Genomic DNA, 24,169 nt, shown 5'->3' with positions numbered 1-24,169 from the left:
CGTCTCAGGCGACGCCGCCCACGCCGCCCGACGCGCATACGTGCTGGAGCGCCTTTGTGAGCGCTTCAGCGCGCGCCGCGTCGTACCGCGTGAGCGATTTCCAGTTGGCGATGCCGCGGGCGACGCGCGTCGGACAATCCGACGCACTCCGCACCGGCTGAACGCGTGCAAGGCCGGCAATGAGCGACTGTGTCAACTGATCGAGCCGGGGCCGAGTGCTGGTTGCCAGATCGGGTGCCGGGCCCTCAGGCGGGCGCGTCGCTCGCCAGTTTTCGAACAACGCGTTTTGCACGATCTTGCTGGCTTCGATCTGATCCTGAAAGAACGCGCGTGCGTAGGCGGGATCGACGTTTGCTGCCGTGGCCCGTTTTTCGACATCGGCGAGCAAGGCGGCTTCTCGCGGCGCATCAGTGATCGATTGATGATGGGCCCACTTCCACCGTGCAACCGGCTCGGCAAGCGACAGCCGTTCGGAGGCGAGAGCAATCAGGTTGGTGAGGGCCGTATCGTCGCCGTCCGCATGGACGGTTCGAGGGAGGGCGAATGTCGCGATGAGCGCGACCACGACGGAAGACGCGGCGAGGCGAAAGGAGAACGTCATCGGGAAAGGGCCCGCGGAGGGCCGAAGCGGAAAAATCGCAGGATAGACGATGTGCCGCGCAGGTGTCGGCGACGCCGGCAACCCTGGTTAAGGCTGGTGCCGCGTAGGGGCATCCCTTCCCAGGCAGGAGAAAAACCGTCAGGCGAGTGCGATCAGGCGGCGTGGAAGGCCGCCGCGCGATTGGCGATGCGCGCGTAAAAACACCCGCCGCGCCATTGGTGCGGCGTCGCGCGGAATGGCCTTCAGCCGTCGCGTCATTTCGGTTCGTGCGCCTTGCGTTGCTCTTCGAAAAAAGCGCGTACGTGTTCAGGCAACTCAGCCCCGAGGAACTCGACGCCTGCGGGCTCCGGATCCGGGCTGAACACCTTGTCCGGGGTCGGAATCGTCGGCGGTTTGGCATCCATGATCTTTCTCCTGTGTAGGCCGATTATCAGCCTCGGCTCTTCGTTTGCGCCAGTGGCCCGGCGCGGCGCAATGTTTCTGGCTGCGCTTTTGTTGCTTTAACGGCACAAGGCCGCAGTATTTAAAGCATTGGGAATAAAATTTTTTGGTTGCGTCTAATTCATCACGTCGCGTTCATCGGCACTGTTCGGTACCCGGCACTTACTTCCGTCAGTTGATGAGCGAGTCGGTCATTTCTTCCTCTCTTCCTCGGCGTGGCCGCGCCCGTTTGTGGGTCAGCCTCATCGACTTCCTGCTTTCCGTTCTTTCTCAACGACTGATCGGCGTGTTGCGTTGACGCTTCACGCCTGAAATGGTCTGTTCCGCCTGCGCGAAGGAATGGTCGAGCGGGGCCTTTATCGCGCACGTTCGTTAAACCGGTTTAAATCATTTTGCTAGAGATAATCGCCTGTCTTGGGAAATGGCTCAGACTGAAGCGAAACGCTTGGCAATGGGGCAGGCGAGGCGGGTGAAGCGGAACACAGGTCGGCGGGTTGTGTGCAGCCTGTGTAACTGAGGATTCTGCTGGGGAGAGAGAGGGGCACGGCCGAGCGGCCGCGCAAATGAAAAACCCGCATGGTCTTTCGACGATGCGGGTTTCTCGAATGATGCTTGGTGCCGGAAAGAGGAATCGAACCCCCGACCTTCGCATTACGAATGCGCTGCTCTACCGTCTGAGCTATTCCGGCATCAGGAGAAACGCGATTATAGGGACTTCTTCATTGGCTTGGCAAGACCCCTGCTCACTTTTTTGCTTCGAGGTGATAGCGCGTCACGCGATCCACCTCGTTCTTCGACCCGAGGAACACGGCCACGCGCTCGTGCAGGCTCGTCGGCTGGATGTCGAGAATGCGCTGTTCGCCGTTGGTGGCCGCGCCGCCGGCCTGTTCGACGATGAACGCCATGGGGTTCGCTTCGTACATCAGGCGTAGTTTGCCGGGACGGTCGGGCGTGCGTTTGTCCGCGGGGTACATGAAGACGCCGCCCCGGTTCAGGATGCGATGCACGTCGGACACCATCGAGGCGATCCAGCGCATATTGAAGTCGTGCTGCCGCGGGCCTTCGCTACCGGCGTTCAGCTCACCGATGTAGCGTTGCACCGGCTCGTACCAATGGCGCGCGTTCGACGCGTTGATCGCGTATTCGCGCGTTTCCACCGGGATGCGCATGTCGCTCTGCGTGAGCACCCACGAACCGAGCTCGCGGTCCAGCGTGAAGCAGTTCACGCCGTTGCCCGTGGTGAGCACCAGCACGGTCTGCGGACCGTACACCGCGTAGCCCGCCGCAACCTGGCGCGTGCCGGGCTGGAGGAACGACTGCTCCGTAGCCAGCTGACCGTCCGGGCAGCGCAGTACGGAGAAGATCGTGCCGATCGACACGTTCACGTCGATGTTCGACGAGCCGTCGAGCGGATCGAACACCAGCAGGTACTCGCCCTTCGGATAGTTGGCCGGAATCGGGAAGAACGTCTCCATTTCCTCGGACGCCATCGCGGCCAGGTTGCCGCCCCATTCATTGGCGTCGAGCAGAATTTCGTTGGAGAGGATGTCGAGCTTCTTCTGCACCTCGCCCTGCACGTTCTCGCTGCCGGCCGAGCCGAGCGCGTCGCCCAGCGCGCCTTTGCTGACGTGATAGCTGATCGCCTTGCAGGCCCGCGCGACGACTTCGATCAACAGGCGCAGGTCGGCGGGCAGATTGTTGTTCTCCCGCTGCTGCTCGATCAGGTACTTCGTGAGAGTGGTACGACGTTGCAAGGACATTGCTGTGCTCCGGGGATGCCAGTGAATACCCCGAATTCTAACCGCTCACCTCCGCCGGTCTTGGCACTTCTTTCGCGCCCGGCAACGTGGCGATGCAGCGTCGGCTTGCAATCGGCAGGTGGATGGCCACCGTGAGCCCGAACGTGCGCGGCTCCGGTTCGATGCCAGCCGCCGTCGCATGACGCGCTGTGGCCTCAGCGTCGGCCCTTCGATGCATCACGGGTAACGGCGAGGCCACGGGCTCGACCGACGTCGAGGCCGACGTCAGGACTGCGGCCCGCAGCAGCGACGCATGCGTGCACGAATACACGCATGCCGCCGCGGGCCGCTCTCGCTTCGAAGCTTCAGAGCTTCACAACCTCAGGCGAGGGCTTTCTCTACGATCTCGCGCACGTCGCGCGACTTCGCCTGCGCTGCTACTTTCTCGAGCGCAGCGCGCATCTTCTCGCGCAGCGCGGGCGTGAAGCGGCGCCACAGTTCGAGCGCACGGGCAAGGCGCGCCGCGACTTGCGGGTTGAGCGCGTCGAGGGCAATCACCTGCTCGGCCCAGAACGCGTAGCCGGAGCCGTCGGGCGCGTGGAACTGCGCCGGGTTGCCCGAGCAGAAGCTGAAGATCAGCGAGCGCGCGCGATTCGGGTTCTTGAGGTTGAACGCGCGATGCGCCATCAGCGTGCGCACCGTCTCGATTACCGGCCGCGCCTTGGTGCCGCGCTGCGTGGCCTGCAGGGCGAACCACTTGTCGATGACGAGCGGCTCGTTTTCGAAGCGGCGGTAGAAGTCGTCGAGCGGCTCGTCGGCCCAGGCGCCGCCTGCTGTCGCCGCGGCATTGAGCAGCGTGCCGAGCGCGGCGGCGCGATCCGTCATGTTGTTCGCCGCGTCGTATTGCGCGCCCGCGAGGCGCACCGCCTCGGCTGGGTCTTCGAGTTCCGCCAGATACGAGAGCGCGAGGTTCTTCAACGCGCGACGGCCCGCAGCTTCGGGGGTGGCCTGATAGGCGCCCGGCGTGCGGTGACGCTCGTAGATGGCAAGCCAGTCGGCCTTCAGCGCCTGCGCAAGGCGCCGGCGGACGAACTGGCGCGCCGTGTGCACCGCAGCCGGATTCGACTCGGCCATCTGCTCGGCGAGATACGCTTCCGACGGCAGCATCAGCGCGAGCTCGCGGAACGCGGGCGAGAGCGTCTCGTCGTTGAGCACGCGGCCGAACGCGGCCACCACGGCGTCGTCGAGCGTAAGCGGTGCGTCGCTGGCGGCGCGTGCGGCGAGCGCCAGCAGCTCGCGCGTGGCGAGGCGCTGGCCGGCTTCCCAGCGGTTGAACGGATCGCTGTCGTGTGCCAGCAGGAACGCGAGTTCGTCGTTGCTGTAGTCGTACTCGACGATCACCGGCGCCGAGAAGTTACGCAGCAGCGAGGGCAGAGGCTTCGCGGCGACGTCCTCGAACGTGAAGGTTTGCGCGGTTTCGGTGACTTCCAGCACGCGCGTCGTGCCGCGCGCCTGCGTTTCGCCCTCGAGGCGCAGCGGCAAATCTTGACCGTCCGGTCCGATCAGGCCGATCGCGAACGGAATCAGCAGCGGTCCCTTTTGCGTTTCGCGCGCGGCGGGCGACGCCTCGCCGTAGCCCTGGGCGAGCGTCACGACATAGCGGCGCGAGGCTTCGTCGTAGCACGTTTGCACCGTCACGCGCGGCGTGCCGGCCTGGCTGTACCAGCGCTCGTATTGGGCGAGGTCGCGGCCGTTGGCGTCCGCCATTGCGTGGCGGAAGTCATCGCAGGTCACGGCCTGGCCGTCGTGCCGCTTGAAGTACAGGTCCATGCCCTTGCGAAAGCCTTCGCGGCCGAAGAGCGTCTGGTACATCCGCACGACTTCCGCGCCTTTCTCGTAGACGGTCATCGTGTAGAAGTTGTTGATCTCGACGTAGCTTTCGGGGCGCACCGGGTGCGCCATCGGGCCGGCGTCTTCGGCGAACTGCATCTGACGCAGCACGCGCACGTCTTCGATGCGCTTCGTTGCGCGCGCCGCGGCGCCGCCGCCGTTATCAGCGCTGTTGTTCAGACTACCGGCTTCCATGTCCGCGGAAAACTCCTGGTCGCGAAACACCGTCAGCCCTTCCTTCAGGCTCAGCTGAAACCAGTCGCGGCAGGTCACGCGGTTGCCGGTCCAGTTATGGAAGTACTCGTGGCCCACCACGGCTTCGATGTTGGCGAAGTCGGTGTCCGTCGCGGTCTCGGGGTTCGCCAGCACGTATTTCGTGTTGAAGATGTTGAGCCCCTTGTTCTCCATCGCGCCCATGTTGAAGTCGCCCACGGCGACGATCATGAAGCGGTCCAGATCCAGTTCGAGCCCGAAGCGCTCTTCGTCCCAGCGAATGGCGTGGATCAGCGAATCCATGGCGTGACGCGTCTTCGGCAGGTCGTGCGGTTCCACCCAGACCTGCAGCAGCTTTTCCTTGCCCGAGCCCGTGCGGATGCGCTCTTCGAGCGCCACGAGCTTGCCCGCCACCAGCGCGAAGAGGTAGCTCGGCTTGCGGAACGGATCTTCCCAGCGCGCAAAGTGCCGACCATCGGGCAGATCGCCTTCCTCCACGAGGTTGCCGTTCGAGAGCAGCACCGGGTAGGCGGCCTTGTCGGCGCGCAGCGTGACCGTGTAGGTGGACATCACGTCGGGACGGTCGAGGAACCACGTGATGCGGCGAAAGCCTTCCGCTTCGCACTGCGTGAAGAAGTTGCCGCTGGACACGTACAGGCCCGAGAGCGTGGTGTTTGCCGAGGGATTGCAGATGCCGACGAGCGTGAGTTCGAACGCATCGGGCACGTTCTCCACGGTGAGCCCGTGCTCGTGCACGCGCACGGCGGCGTAAGCCTCGCCGTCGAGCGCGGCGCTCACGAATTCGAGCGCTTCGCCCATCAGCTCGAGATGCGGCGCGCGGCCGGACGAACCGGCGGCGTCGGGGTTGCGGCGCACGACCAGGGTGCTCTTGACGGTGGTGCGTTCGGCGACCAGATCGAATTCGAGCGCGACGGTGTCGATCAGAAAGGCGGGGGGCGCGTAGTCGGCGCGGCGGATGACGGCGGGCGTGGCGGTATCGGACATGGCGTATGAGGTAGGAATTCGGGGAGCCGCATCCGGAGAGCGGGCGGCGGGCCATGAGCCTTGGGCCTGCGCCTTTCTCGCCCGGATGGCGGGCGCGTCGGGCCATTGTACAAAGCCTTGCGCAAGGCGTGCACGGCGAACTTTTGGCGGGCGGCGCGGGTCAGCGTATCATCGGGCCGCCGTCGGCTTTGACCCGCAACGTCCGTACCGCGGCGCCCGTACCGCCGCATCTGCACCAATAAGGAAGACCATGAAGTTCGACCAATGGACGCGCCGCGCGCTGCTGATGCTGGCCACGCTCGCCGTGACGCTCTCGGGATGCACGACCTACGTGACGACGCAGGTGACGGCGTTTTCCGACTGGAGCGGCAGCGACGCCACGCGCACCTACGCGTTCACGCGCACCGCACAGCAGCAAAACAGTATCGAACAGCGTACCTACGAAGGGCTGGTTGCGAACGAACTGGAGACGTACGCGTTCCGCCAGACGCCTGTGGACCGCGCGCGTTATCTCGTGGCGCTGACCTACGGCAGTCACACCGACCAGATGACGGTCGCCCAGCCGGTCTACTACAACTACAACCCGTGGCCGGGACCGTTCTGGCGTCCGTACGATCCGTGGGGGCCGCTGGGTCCGTTCCCGCCCACCTACGTGAATCAGACCTACGCGGTATTCACGCATTCGCTCGGCATCCGGATCACCGAGCGTGCGACGGGCAAGGAGGTCTATAACGTGACGGCGCGCAACGCAGGCGACGAGCCCTCGCTGGTTCGCGCGATGCCGTATCTCGTGCGCAGCGCGCTTGCCGATTTCCCGTTGTCCAACGGCGCGGTGCGTACGGTGAAGCTGCCGGTGGACCGGCATGGCGGGGTGGCATCGAACGAGGTGCCTGTTGAGCCTGTTGAGCCTGTTGCGCCTGCTGGGCCTGCGGCACCTGCCGGAGCGTCCGCGCCTGCGGTGGCGAGGAATCCGCAGTAAAGAGCGCGCTGAAAATGACGCTCTAAACGCCGCTCTAAACCACAGAGACGCCCGTCGTCATTTTCATCTCATGCTGGCGGGCACGGCCATCCGGCCTGCCCGCCTTATGTGGCCCGCGCGCTTACGTCGTGGCACGGGCCACACAGCCTTCCTGTCAAATCCCCACGCCCAGCAGCGCCAGCACGCCCAGCACCACGAACAGCACGGCGGCAATGCCGTGCACGAGCTTCGTCGGCAGTCGGTGAGCGAAGCGGTCGCCGAGCAGGATGGCCGGCACGTTGGCGATCATCATGCCGAATGTCGTGCCCGCCACCACGCCGAAGAAGTCGTGGAAACGCGCCGCAAGGGCTACCGTCGCGATCTGGGTCTTGTCGCCCATCTCCGCGAGAAAGAAGGTGAGGACCGTGGTGCCGAACACGCCCAGATGCGAGCGCGTCAGGTGGGTTTCGTTTTCGTCGAGCTTGTCGGGCACGAGAATCCACAGGCCCATCACGACGAACGAGAGCGCGAGCGCCCAGCGCATCACGGAAGGTGTCAGGAGCGTGCCGAGCCACGCACCGAGTGCGCCCGCGCCGGCATGGTTGATGAGGGTGGCGGCCAGCACGCCGAGGATGATCGGCATGGGCTTGCGGTAGCGTGCCGCGAGGACGAGCGAAAGCAGTTGCGTCTTGTCGCCGATTTCGGCGAGAGCGACCGCGCCGGTCGAAATCAGAAAGGCTTGTTCCACGTTTTGATGATCCCCGGGCCGAGATGTGTGCGAGCGACGACCCACGGCTCGCCGGGCCCTGTGACGGCGGCGGTGGGTCATCGGTCTCGCCAGGCCAGAGGCTGTGTCCGCCATGGCCGCGCGGGCCAAGTCTGTTGACGGACACCCCCGCTCGCGCATGCAGATACGGAACGAGGCGGCTACTCCCCAATGAGCGGCGGAGTATAGCAGCAATCGCGGCGGCAAAACCCGAATTGCCCGAATCGCTGTATGGGCGGCGCGGAAATTGCGTCGCCAGCAGCCTTCCTTTCCCGCCGCTTCGAGGCGTGCTTCGTCTCGTCTACCCGTGCCGGTTCCGCACCGAATCCAGCGAAGTCAGCGGTCAGTGCGTAGCCTGAAGCGCTGCCGGCCTGGCCCCGCCGCCGATCGCCGCCCCGCGCCGTCCGTCGCGCCGATGCACGCACTGGCCGGCGGCATAGGTGGCGAAGACCGCGCGGTCGTCACCGAGCAGCGCGAACGCGAACAGCAGTTCTTCGAGCGACTCGGCACGTGCCGTGCGTCGCGCGAGCAGCGGCGTCGCCTGCGGGTCGAGTACGACGAAATCCGCCTCGGCGCGAGGCGCGAGCGTACCGACCTTGTCCGCCAGGTCGAGCGCCGCTGCCGCCCCCGCCGTTGCGAGCCAGAACATGCGTGTGGCCGTGAGATGGTGGCCCGTGAGGCGCGCCACCTTGTGGGCCTCGTTCATGGTCTGAAGCATGGAGAACGACGTGCCGCCGCCCACGTCCGTGGCGAGCGCGACGGGCATACCCGCCTGCCCGGCCTTCTCGAAATCGAACAGGCCGCTGCCGAGGAAAAGGTTCGACGTCGGGCAGTGCGATGCCACGGCGCCGGTCTGCGCCATCCGCGCACGGTCTTCGTCGTCGAGATGGATGCAGTGGCCGTACACGGCGCGCCGGCGCAGCAGCCCATAGTGATCGTAGACGGCGAGGTAGCTGCGATGACCGGGAAACAGCTCGGCTACCCACTTCACTTCGTCGAGATTCTCGGCCACGTGGCTCTGGATAAAGACGTCGGGGTGGCGCTTCGCGAGCTCGCCGCACGCCGTGAGCTGCGCTTCGGTGGACGTCGGTGCAAAGCGCGGCGTGAGCGCATAGAGTTGCCGCCCGCGGCCGTGCCAGCGTGCGATGAGTTCCGCGCTGTCGTCGTAGCCCGATTGCGCGGTATCGCGCAGGAACTCGGGGCAGTGGCGATCCATCAGCACCTTGCCCGCCACCATGCGCAGATTGCGCGCCTCGCTTTCGGCAAAGAACGCATCGGCCGACTGCTTGTGCACCGTGCAGTAAACGAGCGCCGTCGTCGTGCCGCAGGCGAGCAGTTCGTCGATGAAAAAGCGCGCCGTCTCGCGGGCAACGGCCTCTTCGGCGAAGCGTCGTTCGGTGGGGAACGTGTACGTCTCCAGCCAGGGCAGCAGGCCCGGCGCCGGCGACGCGATCATGTCCGTTTGCGGATAGTGGATGTGCGTGTCGATGAAGCCGGGCACGATCAGCTTGTCGCGCATTTCGTGCACCTGTGCGCCGGGCGCGAGCCGCGAGACGAGCGCCGCGTGCGCGCCCGCCGCCACGACGCGGCCGTCTTCGACGATCACGAGGCCGTCTTCGTCGAATACCGCCGCGCTGGACGATTGCGCGGGGTCGCCGGTGAAGGTCAGCAGTTGCGCGCGGTAAGCCGATTGAGTCATGGGTACGACGTCTCCTGAATCCTGAAGAGAGAGGTGTGCTGTTGTTGTGTTGTTATGAGCCGCTCGCGCCGACGCTACCGCCGCGCTCACCGTGCCCGCCGTGCCAGTAAGCGTCGAGCTTCGCGATCAGCACGGCGCGCTCCTCGGGCGTCACGAACGAGGCCTCGAAGCTGTTGCGCACGATCGTGTACACCTCGGCGTCGTCGAGCTTCAGCGCCTCGATGGTGGCGAGATAGTTGTCGTTGACGTAGCCGCCGAAGTAGGCCGGGTCGTCCGAGTTCACGGTGACGGCCACGCCGCGATCGAGCAGGTCTTTGAGCGTGTGCTTCGTCATGTCGTCGAACACGCAGAGCTTCACGTTCGAAAGCGGGCACACCGTGAGCGCGATGCGCGTGTCCGCGAGGCGTGCCACGAGCGCCGGGTCTTCGATGCTGCGCACACCGTGATCCACGCGATCCACCTTGAGCAGATCGAGCGCTTCGTACACGTACGAAGGCGGCCCTTCCTCGCCCGCGTGCGCCACGAGCTTGAGGCCCTTGGCGCGCGCCTTCGCGAACACGCGCTCGAACTTCGACGGCGGATGGCCGCGCTCGGACGAATCGAGGCCCACGCCGATCAGCCGGTGACAGTACTGCTCGAAGAGCGGCAGCGCCGCGTCGAAGGTGGCGAGCGCGTCTTCCTCCGGGAGGTGGCGCAGAAAGCAGAGGATCAGCTTGCTCGACAGGCCGCGCTTTTCCGCGTCCGCGAGCGCGCGGTCGATACCGGCCACCACCGTGGCAATCGGCACGCCGCGTTCGGTGTGCGTCTGCGGATCGAAGAATATTTCGGTATGCACGACGTTGTCGGCGAGCGCGCGCTCCACGTAGGCGGCGGTCATGTCGTAGAAGTCCTGCTCCGTGAGCAGCACGCTCGCGCCGGCGTAGTAGATGTCGAGGAACGATTGCAGGTCCGTGAATGCGTAGGCCGCGCGCAATGCCTCGATGGAGTCGTAGGCGAGCTTCACGCCGTTGCGCTGCGCGAGGCGGAAGATCAGCTCGGGTTCGAGCGAGCCTTCGATATGGATGTGCAGTTCGGCTTTCGGTGCGCCGGCGGCTTTCTGTACGAGAGAGGCGGGGACGGAACTATTCATGTCGAGATCGAATTATTTTCAGTGCCTGGGGTAAAGAATGACGTGTGGGGTGCGCGCCCCCCGCGGTATTCACGCGGGCTCGCGCGTATGCACGTTTGCTTCCACAGCCTGCAGCAATTGCGCAGCCGCCGAGATCGCGATCACTTCGGGTGCCTTATCGACGATGCCTTCCACGCCGATCGGGCACTTCATGCGCGCAATCTGCATCGGATCGATGCCGCGCGCCGCGAGCTGATGCTCGAACTGCTTGCGCTTCGTATGCGAGCCGATCATGCCGAAGAACGCGTAATCGCCGCGGCGCAGGATGCGCTCCGCGAGCACGAGATCACGCGCGTGGTCGTGCGTCATCACGATGAAGTACGTGCCGGCGGCCGCGGTATCGACGGCTTCGTCGGGCGCGTCGCCCGGCTCCATGACGACGTTCGGCGCGCCGTAGGTGGCGAAGACATCGGGTGTGGGGAACGCGGCTTCGCGGCGGTCGATCCAGCGCACGCGGCAGGGCAGCGTGCCGAGCACGCGCACGAGCGCGTGGCCCACGTGCGAGGCGCCGAACAGCAGCACCTCGAATTCGTTGGGCGCGATGGTTTCGGTCAGCAGCGCGCCGTCGCTGCCGAAGCCCGCGCCTTCCCAGAGCAGGCAGTCGGAGCCGTGCACGCCGGGCTCGGGATCGGAGAGCATCACGGCGTCCGGCGCGGGACCGAACGATACGCTGCGAACGGTCGAGACGCCGGCAGCCAACCGCTTGGCAAGCGAGGCGAGCCAGCCCAGGTCGCCGATGTCGAGCCGTTCGAACGCGAGCACCACCGAGCCGCCGCAGCACTGCCCGAGACTCGGGCCGAGGGCGAGACGTTCGAGCCGCCGCGCGTGCGGCGTGCGCATGCCGTCACGCAGCACCTGGCGGGCGATCTCGATGGCTTTCCATTCCAGGTGCCCGCCGCCGATGGTGTGTCGCGCGCTGTCGCGCGTGACGATCATCTTCGTGCCGGCATCGCGCGGCACCGAGCCTTCCACGCGCGCGACCGTGACCAGCACGGCGGCGTCGCCGTGTGCCAGCAGGTGTTGCAGATCGGTGAGCCAGGCATGCATGCGGCTTTCTCCAGCTGGGCAGCACGAACGCTTGCGGGAGCGCACGGGCGGCGGATTGATCGTTTCAGTTTCTACGTTGCACTGGAATCGTAGGCCCTGAAGGCGCGCGAACGTTCAGTACCTCTTCGCGTATCGATCAGGTTCGTCGTGGCAAGTGCGCTGGGCGTGGGCCGGCGGTTGTGCGGGCCCGATACGGCTTCACACCGCGACGCGGCCACGATGCGCGTGACCGGGACGCGGTGCATTTCGTGGACCGCGCCACGAGGGAAGAAGCGGATGGTTTGCGTTGTCATGGTGAATCCAGGAGACATTGCGGATCGGGCGCGCGTTACGCATCGGGCTGCCGCAGCCGGCCTCGCGCACGTAGATCGCCATCCAGGTTCGAAGATAGCACTGCTCGCGGCCAGAAATATTTCCCGCGCATGATGAAGCCTATCAGCCGGCTGTCATGGCCCTCTTACGATCCGGCTACGGGGAAGAAGTTGCGCGGCGGCCGTGGCTCAAAGGGGCGTTGAGGCGCATGGCAGGCGCTGCTGCAGAGCAGATGGCCGGGCTAGTGGCCGCAGAGGCGCGAAGAAGCAACCGCGGATCCGGGCAGACGGCGCGAAACACGCGGCGCAAAGGCGCGAGGCAAACGTACCAGGCAAACGCACAACCCAGGAGCGGACACGGCGTAGACGAAGCGCCACAGTCGCGCTTCGCTGCGCCGAACGACTCAACGGCGCGGCTTCAGCGCCGGCCGCGATTGCCCCACAGGCTCAACACGAGCGATACGAACGCGAGAGCAAAGCCGACGAGCGCCCAGGCCGGCAGCGAGAGGCCGAGTATCGGCGGATACGGCGTTTCGCACAGGCCGGCCACCTTGAAGACGCCGGGCAGCCAGTGCGCGGGCGGCAGGCTGTCCACGAGCGGTTGCAGTGCGTCGAAGCCGCAGCTGAAGCCCGGATGAGCCTGCACATAGACATGGCGCACCGCCGTAATGATGCCGCCTAGCGCCGAGAGTGCCGCCAGCGCTTCGAGCACGCGCACGCCGCCCCAACTGCGAAAGCGCGCGCCGAGGAACGCGAAGACGGCGATCAGCAGGAAGAAGTAGCGCTGGATGATGCACAGCGGGCACGGGTCTTCGTTCTTGAAGTATTGCAGCCAGAGTGCGCCGCCCACGAGCGCAAGGCAGATGAAGCCGAGCAGGACCAGCAGGGAGCGCTCGCGGCGCAACAGGGCATCGTTGTAGTTCATATCGGGTCGTGTGGCGAATCGTGTGCGAATTGTGTGCGAATTGTGTGGATTAAGTCGGGCGAAGCGTTGCGCGATTCTAGCGCGAAGCGCGTGACGGTCGTCGCGGCGCCTCGCCGGTTCCGCGGCGCCGGTCCGGGTCTAGCGGATCGTGCTCAGCACCGCCTCCACGGCGCGGCCCGTGGCGAGCAGGGCGTCGTCCGCCCAGGGCGCGCCGGCGAGCATCAGCCCGACCGGCGCCGTGCCGCGCGCGTGGCACGGCAGCGAGAGCGCGCAGGCGTCGAGGAAATTGAACGCGGACGGGTTGCGCAACACCAGGGCGTTGGTGCGGCCGAACGCGTCGTCGTCGTGTTCGAGGTCGGCCACGCGCGGCGGCGCGATGGGCACCGTGGGCGCCACGACCGCGTCGAAGCGCTGCCACAGCGTGGTTTGCGCCGCTTCGAGCATCGCGGCGCGTTCGGCCATGAGGTCGAGATAGTCGGCGGCCGTGGCCGGTTCGCCCTTCAGGATGCGAGCGAGCACACGCGGATCGTAAGCGTCGCGATGCTCGGCGAGCAGCGGACGGTGCCACGCGTAAGCCTCGATGGGCGAGAAACCGAAGCGGTTGATTTCGGGCAGCCGGTCGAACGGCGCGAACCGCACTTCGCTCACGATGGCGCCCGCGGCTTCCAGGTGCTTGAGCGCCGTATCGAGCGTTGCGGCCACGGCGGGCTCCACGCCATCGGTCACGTAGTTCGTCAGCACGCCGAGCCGCAGTCCTTCAATGCTGCGTGCCGCCGGAACATGCGGCTCGAGCCCCGCGAGGATGCGGTCCACGAGTGCGCAGCAGGCCACGGTCATGCCGATCGGCCCGAACGAATCCAGCGTGGTCGAGAGCGGCACGCCGCCCTGTCTGGGAATGCGCGCGGCCGTGGGCTTGAAGCCGGTCAGGCCGCACAGCGCGGCGGGAATGCGGATGGAGCCGCCCGTGTCGGTGCCAAGCGCCACGGCGGCCATGCCGTCCGCAACGGACGCCGCCGCACCCGACGACGACCCGCCCGCCACCCGCTCGTCACCTTTCACGTGGCGCTGCCAGGGCGACAGCGGATGTCCGTAATGCGGATTGAGCCCGAGCCCGGAGAACGCGAACTCGCTCATGTTGGTGCGTCCCACGATCACGGCGCCTGCGCGTTTGAGCCGCGCCACGGCGACCGCGTCGGTCGTGGCCGGTGCCGCGTTCGCGAGCGCGCGGGAACCGGCGCGCGTCACCTGGCCTTCGACGTCGAACAGGTCCTTCACGGATACGGGAATGCCCGCCAGCGGCGAGAGCACGGTACCGGCGGCGCGCAGGCGGTCGTGGGCGTCCGCGGCGGCGCGGGCGCTCGCGGCATCGACGTGAAGGAACACGGTGGAACCCTGGCTCGCCGGGTCGGCGATGCGTTCGAGCGCGGTCTCGACGAGCGCGCGACTCGTGGTGCGGCCCGCGGCGAGGTCGGCGGCCAGCTGGGCGAGCGGCGGGAAGGGGAGGGAGGCGTCGGAGTGGGTCGTCATGGTCGTGCGGCGTGCAGGTGGTGGGGCTCGCTTCGCTTTGAGTGCTGAGGCGCTCGGGCGGCGTGGGCGTGGACGTGGGCCACATTCTAGGGCCTGTCCGTGCCGGCGACCGGCTTGCGCTCACCGCCAGAAGGGTCGGGCGCCGTGCCGCTCACGGTTGGGCGGCTTTCCCGCGTGCGGTACCATCGCACTTCACATTACTGTCTGTAAGGAATCATCTTCATGCACCACGGCATTGGCTTCATTCAGGACCTGGCGGTCGTGATGGTGCTCGCAGGTATCGTCACCGTGCTGTTCCATCGCCTGAGGCAGCCGGTGGTGCTCGGGTACATCGCGGCCGGCGTGATCATCGGCCCGTACACGCCGCCGTTCCAGCTGATTCACGACGAACAGACCATCCAGACGCTCGGTGAGCTTGGCGTGGTGTTCCTGATGTTCTCGCTCGGCCTCGAATTCAGTCTGCGCAAGCTCTTTCGTGTGGGCGCGACGGCCGTGGTGGCCGCGCTCTCCGAAATCGTGCTGATGCTGTGGATCGGCTTCGAGATTGGCCGTGCGTTCGGCTGGAGTCCGATGGACTCGCTCTTTCTGGGCGCCATTCTTGCCATTTCGTCCACGACGATCATCGTCAAGGCGCTCTCCGAACTCGGCCTCAAGCGCGAAAGCTTCGCGCAGCTCGTGTTCGGCATTCTGATCGTCGAGGACATTCTCGGCATCGCGATGCTCGTGCTGCTTTCGGGCATCGCTCAGACGGGACAGCTTTCGGCGGGCATCGCCTTCGTCACGCTCGGCAAGCTGCTGCTCTTCATGACCGTTTCGCTGGTGGCGGGCATTCTCGTCGTGCCGCGCGCGCTCGCCTACGTGGCGCGCACGGGTAGCGACGAGATGCTGCTGGTCGCCGTGCTCGGCTTCTGCTTCGGCTTTTGCCTGCTCGTCGTGAAGCTCGACTACAGCATCGCGCTGGGTGCCTTTCTGATCGGCGCGATCATGGCCGAGTCACGCCATCTGCATCGCATCGAGCATCTCATCGCGCCGTTGCGCGACGCGTTTTCGGCCATCTTCTTCGTGACCATCGGGCTGATGCTCAATCCGCTCGTGCTCGTGGACTACGCGCTGCCCATCGCGACGATCACGGCGGCGGTGATTCTCGGCAAGCTGGTGTCGTGCGGACTCGGCACTTTTCTCGCGGGCAAGGATGGCCGCACGGCGATGCGCGTGGGCATGACCGTTTCGCAGATCGGCGAGTTCTCGTTCATCATCGCCTCGCTCGGGCTCACGCTGAAGGTGACGAGCGCGTTCCTTTACCCCGTGGCGGTATCGGTCTCCGCGCTCACGACGCTCACCACGCCTTATCTGATCCGCGTGGCCGACCCGCTCTCGCGGCGTGTGGCGAATGCGATGCCGCCTACGCTCGCAAATGTCTTCGGCCTGTACGGCCAGTGGTTGCGCAGTCTGCGGCCGGCCAGCGGCGAGCCGACGGTGCTCGGCATGACGGGGCCGATCGTCGTACAGATCGCCGTGAATCTCGCGCTCGTGGCCGCGATCTTTCTTGGCGTGTCGTACAGCGCGCCCTGGACGAGCGGCTTGCTCGCCAACTGGCTCGGCGAGGAGTCGATGCGGCGCGTGGTGCTCTGGAGCGGGGCGCTCGTGCTCTCCATGCCGTTTCTCGTCGCGGTGTGGCGCAAGGCGACGTCGCTTGCGATGCTGCTCGCCGAGGTGAGCGTGCAGCCGGCCACGGCGGGGCGCTTCACGGGGGCGATCCGGCAGACGATTGCGCAACTCGTGCCGGTGGTCTCGATGATCGGCGTGTTTCTGCTGGTGGCGGCGCTCTCGGGCGCCATCCTGCCGCCCGTCGGGCTGCTCACAGCGGTGCTTGTCTGCGCGGCGCTCTTGATGGCGGTGCTCTGGCGCTGGTGCGTGAAGATTCACGCGAGCATGCAGATCGCCTTCAAGGAAACGCTCAACGAGCAGCCGGACCCGTGAAATGCGCGACGCGGCCGGCGCGGCAGAAGGGGCACGACGGAATGGGCACGACGGAATGGACACGCCGAAGGGCCGCGAAGATGGGGCACGAAGGGCCGGTTTGCCGCGCGGCGACGTGCTGGCGGATAATCGCGCTATGTCCACCCGTTTGCGTGCGGCGCGCGCCTGACCCGAAGTCATGAGCGAAAACAATCCTCCTCCCACCGGTCTTGCCGGTTCCCCTTCCGCTTCTTCCACCGAACTTCCTGGCGCGTCGAATATGGCGAGCACGCCGACCGCGGCCGCCGCGCGTCCAACGCCGCCAGAAGAGGCGCCGGGCAAGGACGCCTCCGCGGCGGAGCGTGCGTCCACCGATGCCCCCTCCAGTGCCTCGACCGTAACGACCACGCAGCAGAAAGCGCCGCAAGGCGCGGCGGAGCGGGCCACCGCCCAGGCGGAAGCGGCTGCGGCGCAAGCTGCGCAGGCCGAAGCCGCGCGGGCGTCGTCGTCTTCCGCCGATGCTGCTGCCTCGGCCTCATCGACTCCATCCAGCCAGGCATCCGGCTCACGGCCCGGCACCGCGCCGGCCGGTTTCGGCCAGGCGCCCGACTTCACCGCGCAGAATCCGCCGCCGCCTGGCGCCTTGCCGCCCGGCGCGCCGCGCTACCTGCACCAGAACGATTCGGCGTGGTCGGTGTTCGGGCGCATCATCGCGGCCCGCGCGCGGCAGATTTTCGACCGCGCCGGGCAGCGCATCACGCAGCGCACGCTGCGCATCGGCGTGTCGGCGCGCATCTTCCACCCTGAGCCGGGGGCGGTCGGCCTGCGGGGCAAGACGCTGCAGTATCTGGAGGAATCCATCGCGCACTGGGTGATGTCGCGTGACGTGCTGGTGTTCATGATCCCGACAGTCGGTCATCAGGGCATGTTGCACCCGAGCAACATCCGCCTGCGCGACTACGCGAAGCATCTCGACGGGCTGCTGTTGCAGGGCGGTGCGGACGTCTCGCCGCAAACCTATGCCGACGGCGCCGCGCGGCCCGAATGGCCCGGCGACCGCGTGCGCGACATGTACGAACTGGAGCTGCTGCACGAATTCGTCGAGTCGGGCAAGCCGGTGCTGGGCGTGTGCCGCGGCTGCCAGCTGATCAACGTCGCGTTCGGCGGCACGCTCTACCAGGACATCGCGACGGACGTGCCGACCGCGGGCGTCCACGTGAGCGAGCATTACGACCAGCATCGCCACGCTATCCATTTTCCGGAGGGCTCCACGCTCTCGCACATGTTCCCGGGCCGGCGCGAGGCTATCGTCAACTCGATTCACCATCAGGCCGTGAAGACGCTGGGCCGAGATCTGAACGTGGAGGCGGTCTCGGCGGGCGATGGTCTGATCGAAGCCGTGCGCTACCGGCGCGCGCCGTTCGTGGTGGGCGTGCAGTGGCACCCCGAATTTCACCGCGCGGGCGGACCTGAACTGCTCGACTGCACGCCGCTGCTCGATACCTTCCTGCGCGTGGCGCGCGAAACGCGGTTCTAGCGCCTCGCCTCGCTGTGGCGGCTGCGCTCAGCCCTGCGCGTGGAGCCGGTAGACGTAACGCAGCGCGGTGATGTCGATGCCGCCCATCTTGTCCGGTTCGGCGCCCGAGTATTGCCAGCCCTGGCTTTCGTAAAACGCGATGGCCGGGGCATTTCCTTCCAGCACGTATAGGTAGAGCTGCGTCTCGCCCTGTTCGCGTGCCCAGTCTTTCGCTGCGCGCATCATCAGCTTGCCGGCGCCCATGCCTTGCCATGCCGGCATCGCGTGAAGGTTGTCGAGCAGCACGCCCCATGGCGAGCCGATCTGCCGCTCCACGCACATGAAGCCCACCGGTTCGTGCGGCGCGCGCTCGGCGATCTGCACGAGCCGCCGCTCTTCGCCTGGCGCTTCGAGCCGCGCGCGCCAATAGGCCGCACGGTCATTGCTCACTTCGGTATCGAGGAACGTGTCGGGCAGCAGCCCGCGATAGGTGGCCTGCCAGCTCGCCGCGTGCATGGCGGCGATGAGCGGGGCGTCGGCGGGTGTCGCGGTACGCAGGGACAACGTGAGCGGGGTAAGCGGGGCAGGCGTGGCGGAGCGGTCGGCGTGCATCGGGCTGCATCGAAAACGGAGGGGAGGGTAGAGTGTACTGCCACCTTCCGTCGCCTTCTGCCGCGTTTGTGGCGGGCGGCGTACGCGAAAGGTAGGCAGGGCGCGGCGACTCGCCTCATGGTGCCAGGCGGCGCGTGGTTCGACGAGGCGCAGCGGGATGCTCACTGGATCAGGTTTAACCCTGATATCGACGCCTCGACGAGCCGCGCATAATGGCCCGCCCCAGCGCGATAAGGGTAGACCCTATCAGGGATATCCCGAGGCGCCCCGCTCCGGCGCGGCGCCCCCCGTCGTCAACTCAGAGCCGTGCGGCCGTGCCGCGCGGCGCGCTATTCAGAGAGTGTCATGTCTACTGCGTCCCACGCATCGCCCAACGAGTCGAAAGCCCGGACTGTGTTCCGCGTCGTCAGCGGCAACTTCCTGGAAATGTACGACTTCATGGTCTACGGCTATTACGCATCGGCGATTGCCAAGACCTATTTCCCGAGCGGCAACGCTTTCGCTTCGCTCATGCTGTCGCTCTCCGTGTTCGGCGCCGGCTTTCTGATGCGACCCATCGGCGCCATCGTGCTCGGCGCCTACATCGACCATCACGGCCGCCGCAAGGGCCTCATTCTCACGCTCGCGCTGATGGCGCTCGGCACGCTCACCGTGGCCGCGATTCCAGGCTACGCCACGATCGGTGCGCTCGCGCCCGTGCTCGTGCTCGCGGGACGCCTACTGCAGGGCTTTTCGGCCGGTGTCGAGCTGGGCGGTGTGTCGGTGTATCTCTCGGAGATCGCGACCAAGGGCAACAAGGGCTTCTATACGTCGTGGCAGTCGGGTAGCCAGCAGGTGGCGGTGGTGTTCGCCGCGCTGATTGGCGTGTTCCTGAACCGCCTGCTGCCCGCCGAGGAAATGACAGCCTGGGGCTGGCGCGTGCCGTTCCTGATCGGCTGCCTGATCGTGCCGTTCCTGTTCCTGATTCGCCGCTCGCTCAAGGAAACCGATGAGTTCCTCGCGAAAAAGCATCGTCCGTCGATGAGCGAGATCCTGAGGTCGATGGCGCAGAACTGGGGCGTCGTGCTGGCGGGCATGGGCATGGTGATCATGACTACCGTGTCGTTCTACATGATTACGGCCTACACGCCGACCTTCGGCAAGGAAGTGCTCAAGCTCTCCGCCATCGACACGCTCGTCGTGACGGTCTGCATCGGTCTGTCGAACCTGATCTGGCTGCCGCTTTCGGGCGCACTGTCGGACCGTATCGGGCGGCGTCCCGTGCTGATCGCCTTCACGGTTCTCACGATTCTCACGGCGTACCCGGCGGTGCAGTGGCTCGTGGCCGATCCGTCGTTCGGCCGCCTGCTCGCGGTCGAAATGTGGCTCTCGTTCCTGTACGGCAGCTACAACGGCGCGATGGTGGTGGCGCTCACCGAGGTGATGCCGTCTGACGTGCGCACCGCGGGTTTTTCGCTCGCGTACAGCCTTGCGACGACCATTGGCGGCTTCACGCCCGCCATCTCGACGCTGCTCATTCACGTGAGCGGCAACAAGGCGGCGCCCGGCGCATGGATGGGCGTGGCCGCGATCTGCGGGCTCATCGCGACGCTCGTGCTCTATCGCACGCCCGAAGCGCGCAATCAGTACAAGACGGCATGAACGCTGTGGCGGCCCGCTGCGCCGTGGATGTTCAGGCGCGGTGACGAAGGCTGCGACGCGGCGTAGCGGTGAAAGCCGCGAGGGTTAAAGCCGCGAGCCCTCAAAGCAACAGCCCCGCACTCGATTCGCGAGTGCGGGGCTGTTGTGTTTTTATGGCTTGCTGCACGGGCCGTTCAGGGCTAATCGGGCGATGAAGCCGAACTGCTAACCGTGTCGCAGCGCCGCAGCCACCCGCTCCACCACGCTCGCCCAATCTCCCGGCTGCGGCTGACGAACGAGCGTGGCCGCCGGATACCAGGGGCTTTCGTCTGTGCCCGTGAACCAGCGCCAGTCGGCGGCGAACGGCAGCATCACCCAGAGCGGTTTGCCGAGCGCGCCGGCCAGGTGCGCAATCGACGTGTCGATGGTGACCACGGCATCGAGCCGTTCGATGGTCGCCGCCGTATCCGCGAAGTCCGCAATGCGATGACCGATACGGTGGATCGTGCCGGCGCGCGGATGGGCGTCGAGCGAGGCCTGTTCCGCGGCGCTGAGGTCGGGCTGCAGCACGAGCCAGTCGATGCCCGGAAGCGCGAAGAGCGGCTCCAGCGCGGCGAGCGGCATGGTGCGGTTCTCGTGCTTCTGGATGCGCCCCGACCACGCGAGCCCGATCTTGCGCTTCGCCTGGCCGCCGAGCGAGCCGCGCCACTTGCGCCGGTACGCGGCTGGCGCCGCGAGGTAGGGCGTACGTGAAGGAATCGTCTCGAACGTCATGCCGAGCGCGAGCGGCAAGCTGAGCAGCGGACAGTGCAGGTCCGCCGCCGGACGCGGGCCGCATTGCGAGCCATCGGCGTTGCGTGCGAGGTTGCGTGCGACGAGCGTGATGCGCCAGGCCTCGGCCGTGGGCGCGATCAGCGGCACCAGTTCCGGCTGCACTTCGAGCACGATGCGCCCCACGCGCTCGGCCACAAGCGGAATGAAGCGCACGAACTGCAGCGTATCGCCGAAACCCTGCTCGGCCTGGATCAGCAGCGTGCGGCCAGCAGCCGGCTCGCCTTGCCAGCGCGGCAGCGCCGGTGTACGGGGCGATGGCGTGAGCGCTGCGGCATCTGCCGCGCCGGTTGCCGTCGGGTCGACGGCGAATGCGCTGTGCGCGAGCGCATCGAGCCGCCATTCGTACTCGGGCAGGCCGCGCGCGAAGTCGCGCAGCGTGAGCCACGTGAGCGCGCGATTCAGGTGGGCGGCGGCGAGATCGGGGCGCAGGCGCAGCGCTTCGTCGAACGCGCGCAAGGCAGCGGCGTGCCGACCAAGCGCATGGTGTGCCGTACCGAGCGCGAGCCACGCGAGCGCGAATTTCGGATCGTGACCGATGGCGCGCTCGAAGCGGGCTACCGCTTCCTCGTGCCGACCCAACCCGGCAAGCGCATTGCCGAGTGCGAAGAGCGCAGGGGGCAGGTATGGTTGCTGCGCAAGAACGGTCTCGAAGGCGTCGATAGCCTCTTCGTGACGGCCGAGCGCGTCGAGCGTATTGCCCAGGTTGAACCGGGCAGCGGTGAACTGCGGTTCGGCTTTGAGCGCCTCGCGAAATTGCAGCAGCGCTTCGTCGGTGCGTTCCAGCGCGTTGAGCGCCATGCCGAGGTTGTTGTGCGCGCCGGCATGTCGGGGCCGCAACGCGAGCGTGCGTTTGAACGCCTCGATCGCTTCTTCGTGACGGCCGAGCGCATGCAGGGCATTGCCGAGATTGTTGCTGGCGGAGGCATCGTCGGGCTGCAGCCGCAGAGCGCGATCGAACGCGTGCGCCGCGTCTTCGTGGCGGCCCAGCGCAGCGTAGGCGTTGCCGAGGTTGTAGTGGGCGAGCGCGAAAGTGGGCGCGAGCGTGAGGGCGTTGCGAAAGCGCTCGATCGCGCGATCGATCTGCCCCATCGCCTTGAGCGCGTTGCCCAGGTTCAGTTGCAGCGCAGCGTCTTCGGGGCGCAGGTCCACGGCGCGGCCCACGAGATCCGCGGCCTCGGCGTGCTGCCCCTGCTGGTGACGCAGCACGCCGAGCAGGTGCAGCGCATCGACGTGCACGGGGTTGGCGTCGAGCGTCGCGCGGTAGCCGCGCTCGGCATCGTCGAGCCGGCCGTCGCGGTGGGCCGCGTAGGCGCGGGCAAAAACCTGTTCCATGACGGTCGGGGAAGGCCTGCAAAAACAAAACGCCGCATTTTCCCACATTCGCCGCGGCGTTCTACGCGCCCCGAATTTGATGCGACGCGAGGGCCGCTGCGCGAAGTTGTCGCGTGTTGTCACGCGAAGTTGTGAACGACAGCGAAATGGGGCGGCGTACACTAACCGGCATGTCGACCTTCGGAGGTTCGATGCATGGCTGCCGTTTCTGACCTGCAGCCGGTGCTCGTCGTCGGCGCCGGCCCGACGGGGCTCGCCGCTGCGATGAGCCTTGCGCGCGCGCACATTCCCGTGCGTCTGATCGACCGCGCGCCCGAGCCCGCCCGGCATTCCCGCGCCATCGGCATTCAGGCCCGCACGCTCGAACTCTTCGAGCAGCATCGCGTGGTCGAGCCGTTTCTCGAACTCGGTCATCGCGCTCGGGTGGCCAACCTCTACTCGAACGGGCAGCGCCGCGCGCGGCTCGATTTCGATCCGCTGCAAACCCGCTATCCGTATCTGCTCTTTCTGGACCAGACGGTGACGGAACGCATTCTCGCCGCGCATCTGGAATCGTTCGGCGTGAAGGTGGAGCGCGGCGTGGAACTCGTGGAGTTTTCGCAGGGGTCGGCCGGCGTGCACGCCACGTTGCGGCGCACCGACGGCCATACCGAAACACTGCGCCCTTCGTATCTCGTCGCCGCGGACGGCGCGCACAGCACGATTCGCCATCGGCTCGGCATGAGCTTCGTGGGCAAGGCTTTCGAGCAGACTTTCCTGCTCGCCGACGTGAGCGCCGAAACGGAATGGCCCGATGACGAGTTCCATCTCTTCGCGTCAGGCGAAGGTCTGGTCGGCCTGTTTCCGCTCGGCAAGGGCTGGTACCGGCTGATTGCCGATCACGCGCCGGCGGGGATGCCAGCTGCGAAGGGCGAGGAAGCGGATGCCAGCGGGCACGTGCCGGATGGCGGGGCCGCGGCTGCGCCCTCTCTCGACGAGTGCCGGGCCGTGGTCGAACGGCGCGTGCATCACGTGGTGATGCTCTCCGAACTCTCGTGGTCTTCGAACTTCCATGTGAACAGCCGCATGGTGGAGCAATTGCGCGCGAACCGCGTGTTTCTTGCCGGCGATGCCGCGCACGTACACAGTCCGGCCGGCGCGCAGGGCATGAACACGGGCATCCAGGAGGCGTTCAATCTGGGCTGGAAGATTGCGCGCGTGCTCGCGCACGGCGCGCCGGACCGGTTGCTCGACACCTATCACATGGAACGGCATCCGATCGAGTGCGACGTGCTGCGGCAGACAAGCTTCGTCACGCAGTTGGTGGGCGCGGAGCACGGGCCGCTCAAGCTGCTGCGCGAGCGCGTGATGCCGCTGCTTGCTGCGTTCGGCCCGCTGCGCGACGCGGCGCGCGCCACGGTCAGCGAGCTTGCGATCCAGTACCGGCGCAGCCCGCTCACGCTGGAACGCGTGCTGGACGGCGGACCGCGAGCCGGAGAACGGGCGCCCGACGCGCTCGTTCACGTCGTTGACGGTCCGCTAGGCAAGGCGCCCGGCAAGGGCTGCATTTTCGACCTGCACGATCCCGGCTGCTTTTCGCTGTTCGTGCTCGTGGAACGGGAGGCGGAAGCAGCGGAAGCGGCGGATGCGCTGGACGTGGCCACAGAGTCTGCGCCGGCAGTTACGGCCATGAACGAGCGCCTCACGCTCGCCGCAGCGAACGGTGGCGATGGCGACAAAGACGACCTCACGCGCCTCGTCTCCGCCGTGGAAGGGCTGCTCGGCGAAGCCGTGCGCATCTGGCGCGTGACGGACACCGAAGGCGAGGGCGCGGCGCCCCTCGTGGAGTCGTATGGCCGCACGCGGCCGGCGTTCTACCTCGTGCGGCCCGACGGCTACATCGCGGCGCGTGGTCGCCCTGCGTCGGATCTCAATGCGCTGCTGCGCCACTGCGAGGCCTGGTTTGTGCGCGGCGCGGACGAGACCGGCGCCGCGGCGCAGGGCTGATCTTGCGACAGCCGACCACG

General features: G+C 66.8%; 17 protein-coding genes, 1 tRNA gene and 1 riboswitch. Of the genes, 5 read left to right on the top strand and 13 right to left on the bottom strand.

What is annotated here, in order from left to right; genetic code table 11:
* Window positions 1-4 precede the first annotated feature (4 nt).
* The 5 genes from PXJ20_RS07865 to pepN all read right to left on the bottom strand — a co-directional run bounded on the left by PXJ20_RS07865 (window position 5) and on the right by pepN (window position 5,889).
* A complete protein-coding gene (locus PXJ20_RS07865; RefSeq protein ID WP_033350957.1) occupies window positions 5-601 on the bottom strand; it encodes a chorismate mutase in 597 nt (198 codons plus the stop codon).
* Window positions 602-855: 254 nt separating this feature from the next.
* Window positions 856-1,005 (bottom strand): hypothetical protein, encoded by a 150-nt coding sequence (locus tag PXJ20_RS07860; RefSeq protein WP_017774549.1) that lies wholly within the window; start codon window positions 1,003-1,005, stop codon window positions 856-858.
* A 650-nt stretch (window positions 1,006-1,655) separates the two neighbouring features.
* Window positions 1,656-1,731: transfer RNA gene (locus PXJ20_RS07855), tRNA-Thr, on the bottom strand.
* A gap of 54 nt (window positions 1,732-1,785) precedes the next feature.
* On the bottom strand, window positions 1,786-2,802 hold the full coding sequence (locus tag PXJ20_RS07850; RefSeq protein WP_017774550.1) for a class 1 fructose-bisphosphatase: 1,017 nt from the start codon (window positions 2,800-2,802) through the stop codon (window positions 1,786-1,788).
* A gap of 360 nt (window positions 2,803-3,162) precedes the next feature.
* Complete coding sequence (pepN, locus tag PXJ20_RS07845; protein WP_421029710.1) at window positions 3,163-5,889, bottom strand: aminopeptidase N; 2,727 nt, start codon at window positions 5,887-5,889, stop codon at window positions 3,163-3,165.
* Between the two features lie 250 nt (window positions 5,890-6,139).
* Here pepN and PXJ20_RS07840 point away from each other — a divergent pair, with 250 nt between their 5' ends.
* Window positions 6,140-6,868, top strand: coding sequence for a DUF4136 domain-containing protein (locus PXJ20_RS07840; protein WP_421029709.1), 729 nt, complete (start codon window positions 6,140-6,142; stop codon window positions 6,866-6,868).
* Window positions 6,869-7,022: 154 nt separating this feature from the next.
* Here PXJ20_RS07840 and PXJ20_RS07835 read toward each other — a convergent pair whose 3' ends face one another.
* From PXJ20_RS07835 to PXJ20_RS07810, 6 genes are all read right to left on the bottom strand, one after another.
* Window positions 7,023-7,595, bottom strand: a complete 573-nt coding sequence (locus tag PXJ20_RS07835) for a TMEM165/GDT1 family protein (RefSeq protein ID WP_017774554.1) — start codon at window positions 7,593-7,595, stop codon at window positions 7,023-7,025.
* A gap of 56 nt (window positions 7,596-7,651) precedes the next feature.
* Window positions 7,652-7,795, bottom strand: a riboswitch (yybP-ykoY riboswitch).
* Window positions 7,796-7,956: 161 nt separating this feature from the next.
* Window positions 7,957-9,312: a guanine deaminase gene (guaD, locus tag PXJ20_RS07830; RefSeq protein ID WP_421029708.1), complete on the bottom strand. Its 1,356-nt coding sequence runs from the start codon at window positions 9,310-9,312 to the stop codon at window positions 7,957-7,959.
* A gap of 52 nt (window positions 9,313-9,364) precedes the next feature.
* Complete coding sequence (locus PXJ20_RS07825; RefSeq protein WP_421029707.1) at window positions 9,365-10,441, bottom strand: adenosine deaminase; 1,077 nt, start codon at window positions 10,439-10,441, stop codon at window positions 9,365-9,367.
* A 69-nt stretch (window positions 10,442-10,510) separates the two neighbouring features.
* Window positions 10,511-11,527, bottom strand: a complete 1,017-nt coding sequence (gene xdhC / locus PXJ20_RS07820; RefSeq protein ID WP_421029706.1) for a xanthine dehydrogenase accessory protein XdhC — start codon at window positions 11,525-11,527, stop codon at window positions 10,511-10,513.
* A 729-nt stretch (window positions 11,528-12,256) separates the two neighbouring features.
* A complete protein-coding gene (locus tag PXJ20_RS07815) occupies window positions 12,257-12,763 on the bottom strand; it encodes a disulfide bond formation protein B (protein WP_017774558.1) in 507 nt (168 codons plus the stop codon).
* A gap of 138 nt (window positions 12,764-12,901) precedes the next feature.
* On the bottom strand, window positions 12,902-14,290 hold the full coding sequence (locus PXJ20_RS07810; RefSeq protein ID WP_421029705.1) for an amidase: 1,389 nt from the start codon (window positions 14,288-14,290) through the stop codon (window positions 12,902-12,904).
* 222 nt (window positions 14,291-14,512) lie between these two features.
* Between PXJ20_RS07810 and PXJ20_RS07805 the strand changes: the two genes are divergently transcribed.
* Together PXJ20_RS07805 and PXJ20_RS07800 are read left to right on the top strand one after the other, a co-directional pair.
* Complete coding sequence (locus PXJ20_RS07805; RefSeq protein WP_017774560.1) at window positions 14,513-16,270, top strand: cation:proton antiporter; 1,758 nt, start codon at window positions 14,513-14,515, stop codon at window positions 16,268-16,270.
* A gap of 178 nt (window positions 16,271-16,448) precedes the next feature.
* The gene (locus PXJ20_RS07800; protein ID WP_421029704.1) at window positions 16,449-17,786 is read left to right on the top strand and encodes a gamma-glutamyl-gamma-aminobutyrate hydrolase family protein; all 1,338 of its coding nucleotides are present in this window, start codon (window positions 16,449-16,451) and stop codon (window positions 17,784-17,786) included.
* Window positions 17,787-17,813: 27 nt separating this feature from the next.
* Here the strand turns inward: PXJ20_RS07800 and PXJ20_RS07795 are convergent, their stop codons facing one another.
* The gene (locus PXJ20_RS07795; RefSeq protein ID WP_277596709.1) at window positions 17,814-18,377 is read right to left on the bottom strand and encodes a GNAT family N-acetyltransferase; all 564 of its coding nucleotides are present in this window, start codon (window positions 18,375-18,377) and stop codon (window positions 17,814-17,816) included.
* A gap of 345 nt (window positions 18,378-18,722) precedes the next feature.
* Here PXJ20_RS07795 and PXJ20_RS07790 point away from each other — a divergent pair, with 345 nt between their 5' ends.
* Complete coding sequence (locus PXJ20_RS07790) at window positions 18,723-20,018, top strand: MFS transporter (RefSeq protein WP_026121385.1); 1,296 nt, start codon at window positions 18,723-18,725, stop codon at window positions 20,016-20,018.
* Window positions 20,019-20,222: 204 nt separating this feature from the next.
* On the opposite strand, the gene PXJ20_RS07785 is transcribed toward PXJ20_RS07790, so the two are convergent.
* On the bottom strand, window positions 20,223-22,163 hold the full coding sequence (locus PXJ20_RS07785; RefSeq protein WP_421029703.1) for a tetratricopeptide repeat protein: 1,941 nt from the start codon (window positions 22,161-22,163) through the stop codon (window positions 20,223-20,225).
* A gap of 195 nt (window positions 22,164-22,358) precedes the next feature.
* Between PXJ20_RS07785 and PXJ20_RS07780 the strand changes: the two genes are divergently transcribed.
* Window positions 22,359-24,149 carry an FAD-dependent monooxygenase gene (locus tag PXJ20_RS07780; RefSeq protein WP_421029702.1) on the top strand — a complete coding sequence of 597 codons (1,791 nt, stop codon included), beginning with the start codon at window positions 22,359-22,361 and terminating at the stop codon, window positions 24,147-24,149.
* Window positions 24,150-24,169 lie beyond the last annotated feature (20 nt).

Origin of the sequence: Paraburkholderia sp. A1RI_3L, assembly GCF_048957895.1 — a bacterium.
GTDB classification, from domain to species: domain Bacteria; phylum Pseudomonadota; class Gammaproteobacteria; order Burkholderiales; family Burkholderiaceae; genus Paraburkholderia; species Paraburkholderia kururiensis.
This window is presented reverse-complemented; position numbering and strand designations above follow the sequence as displayed.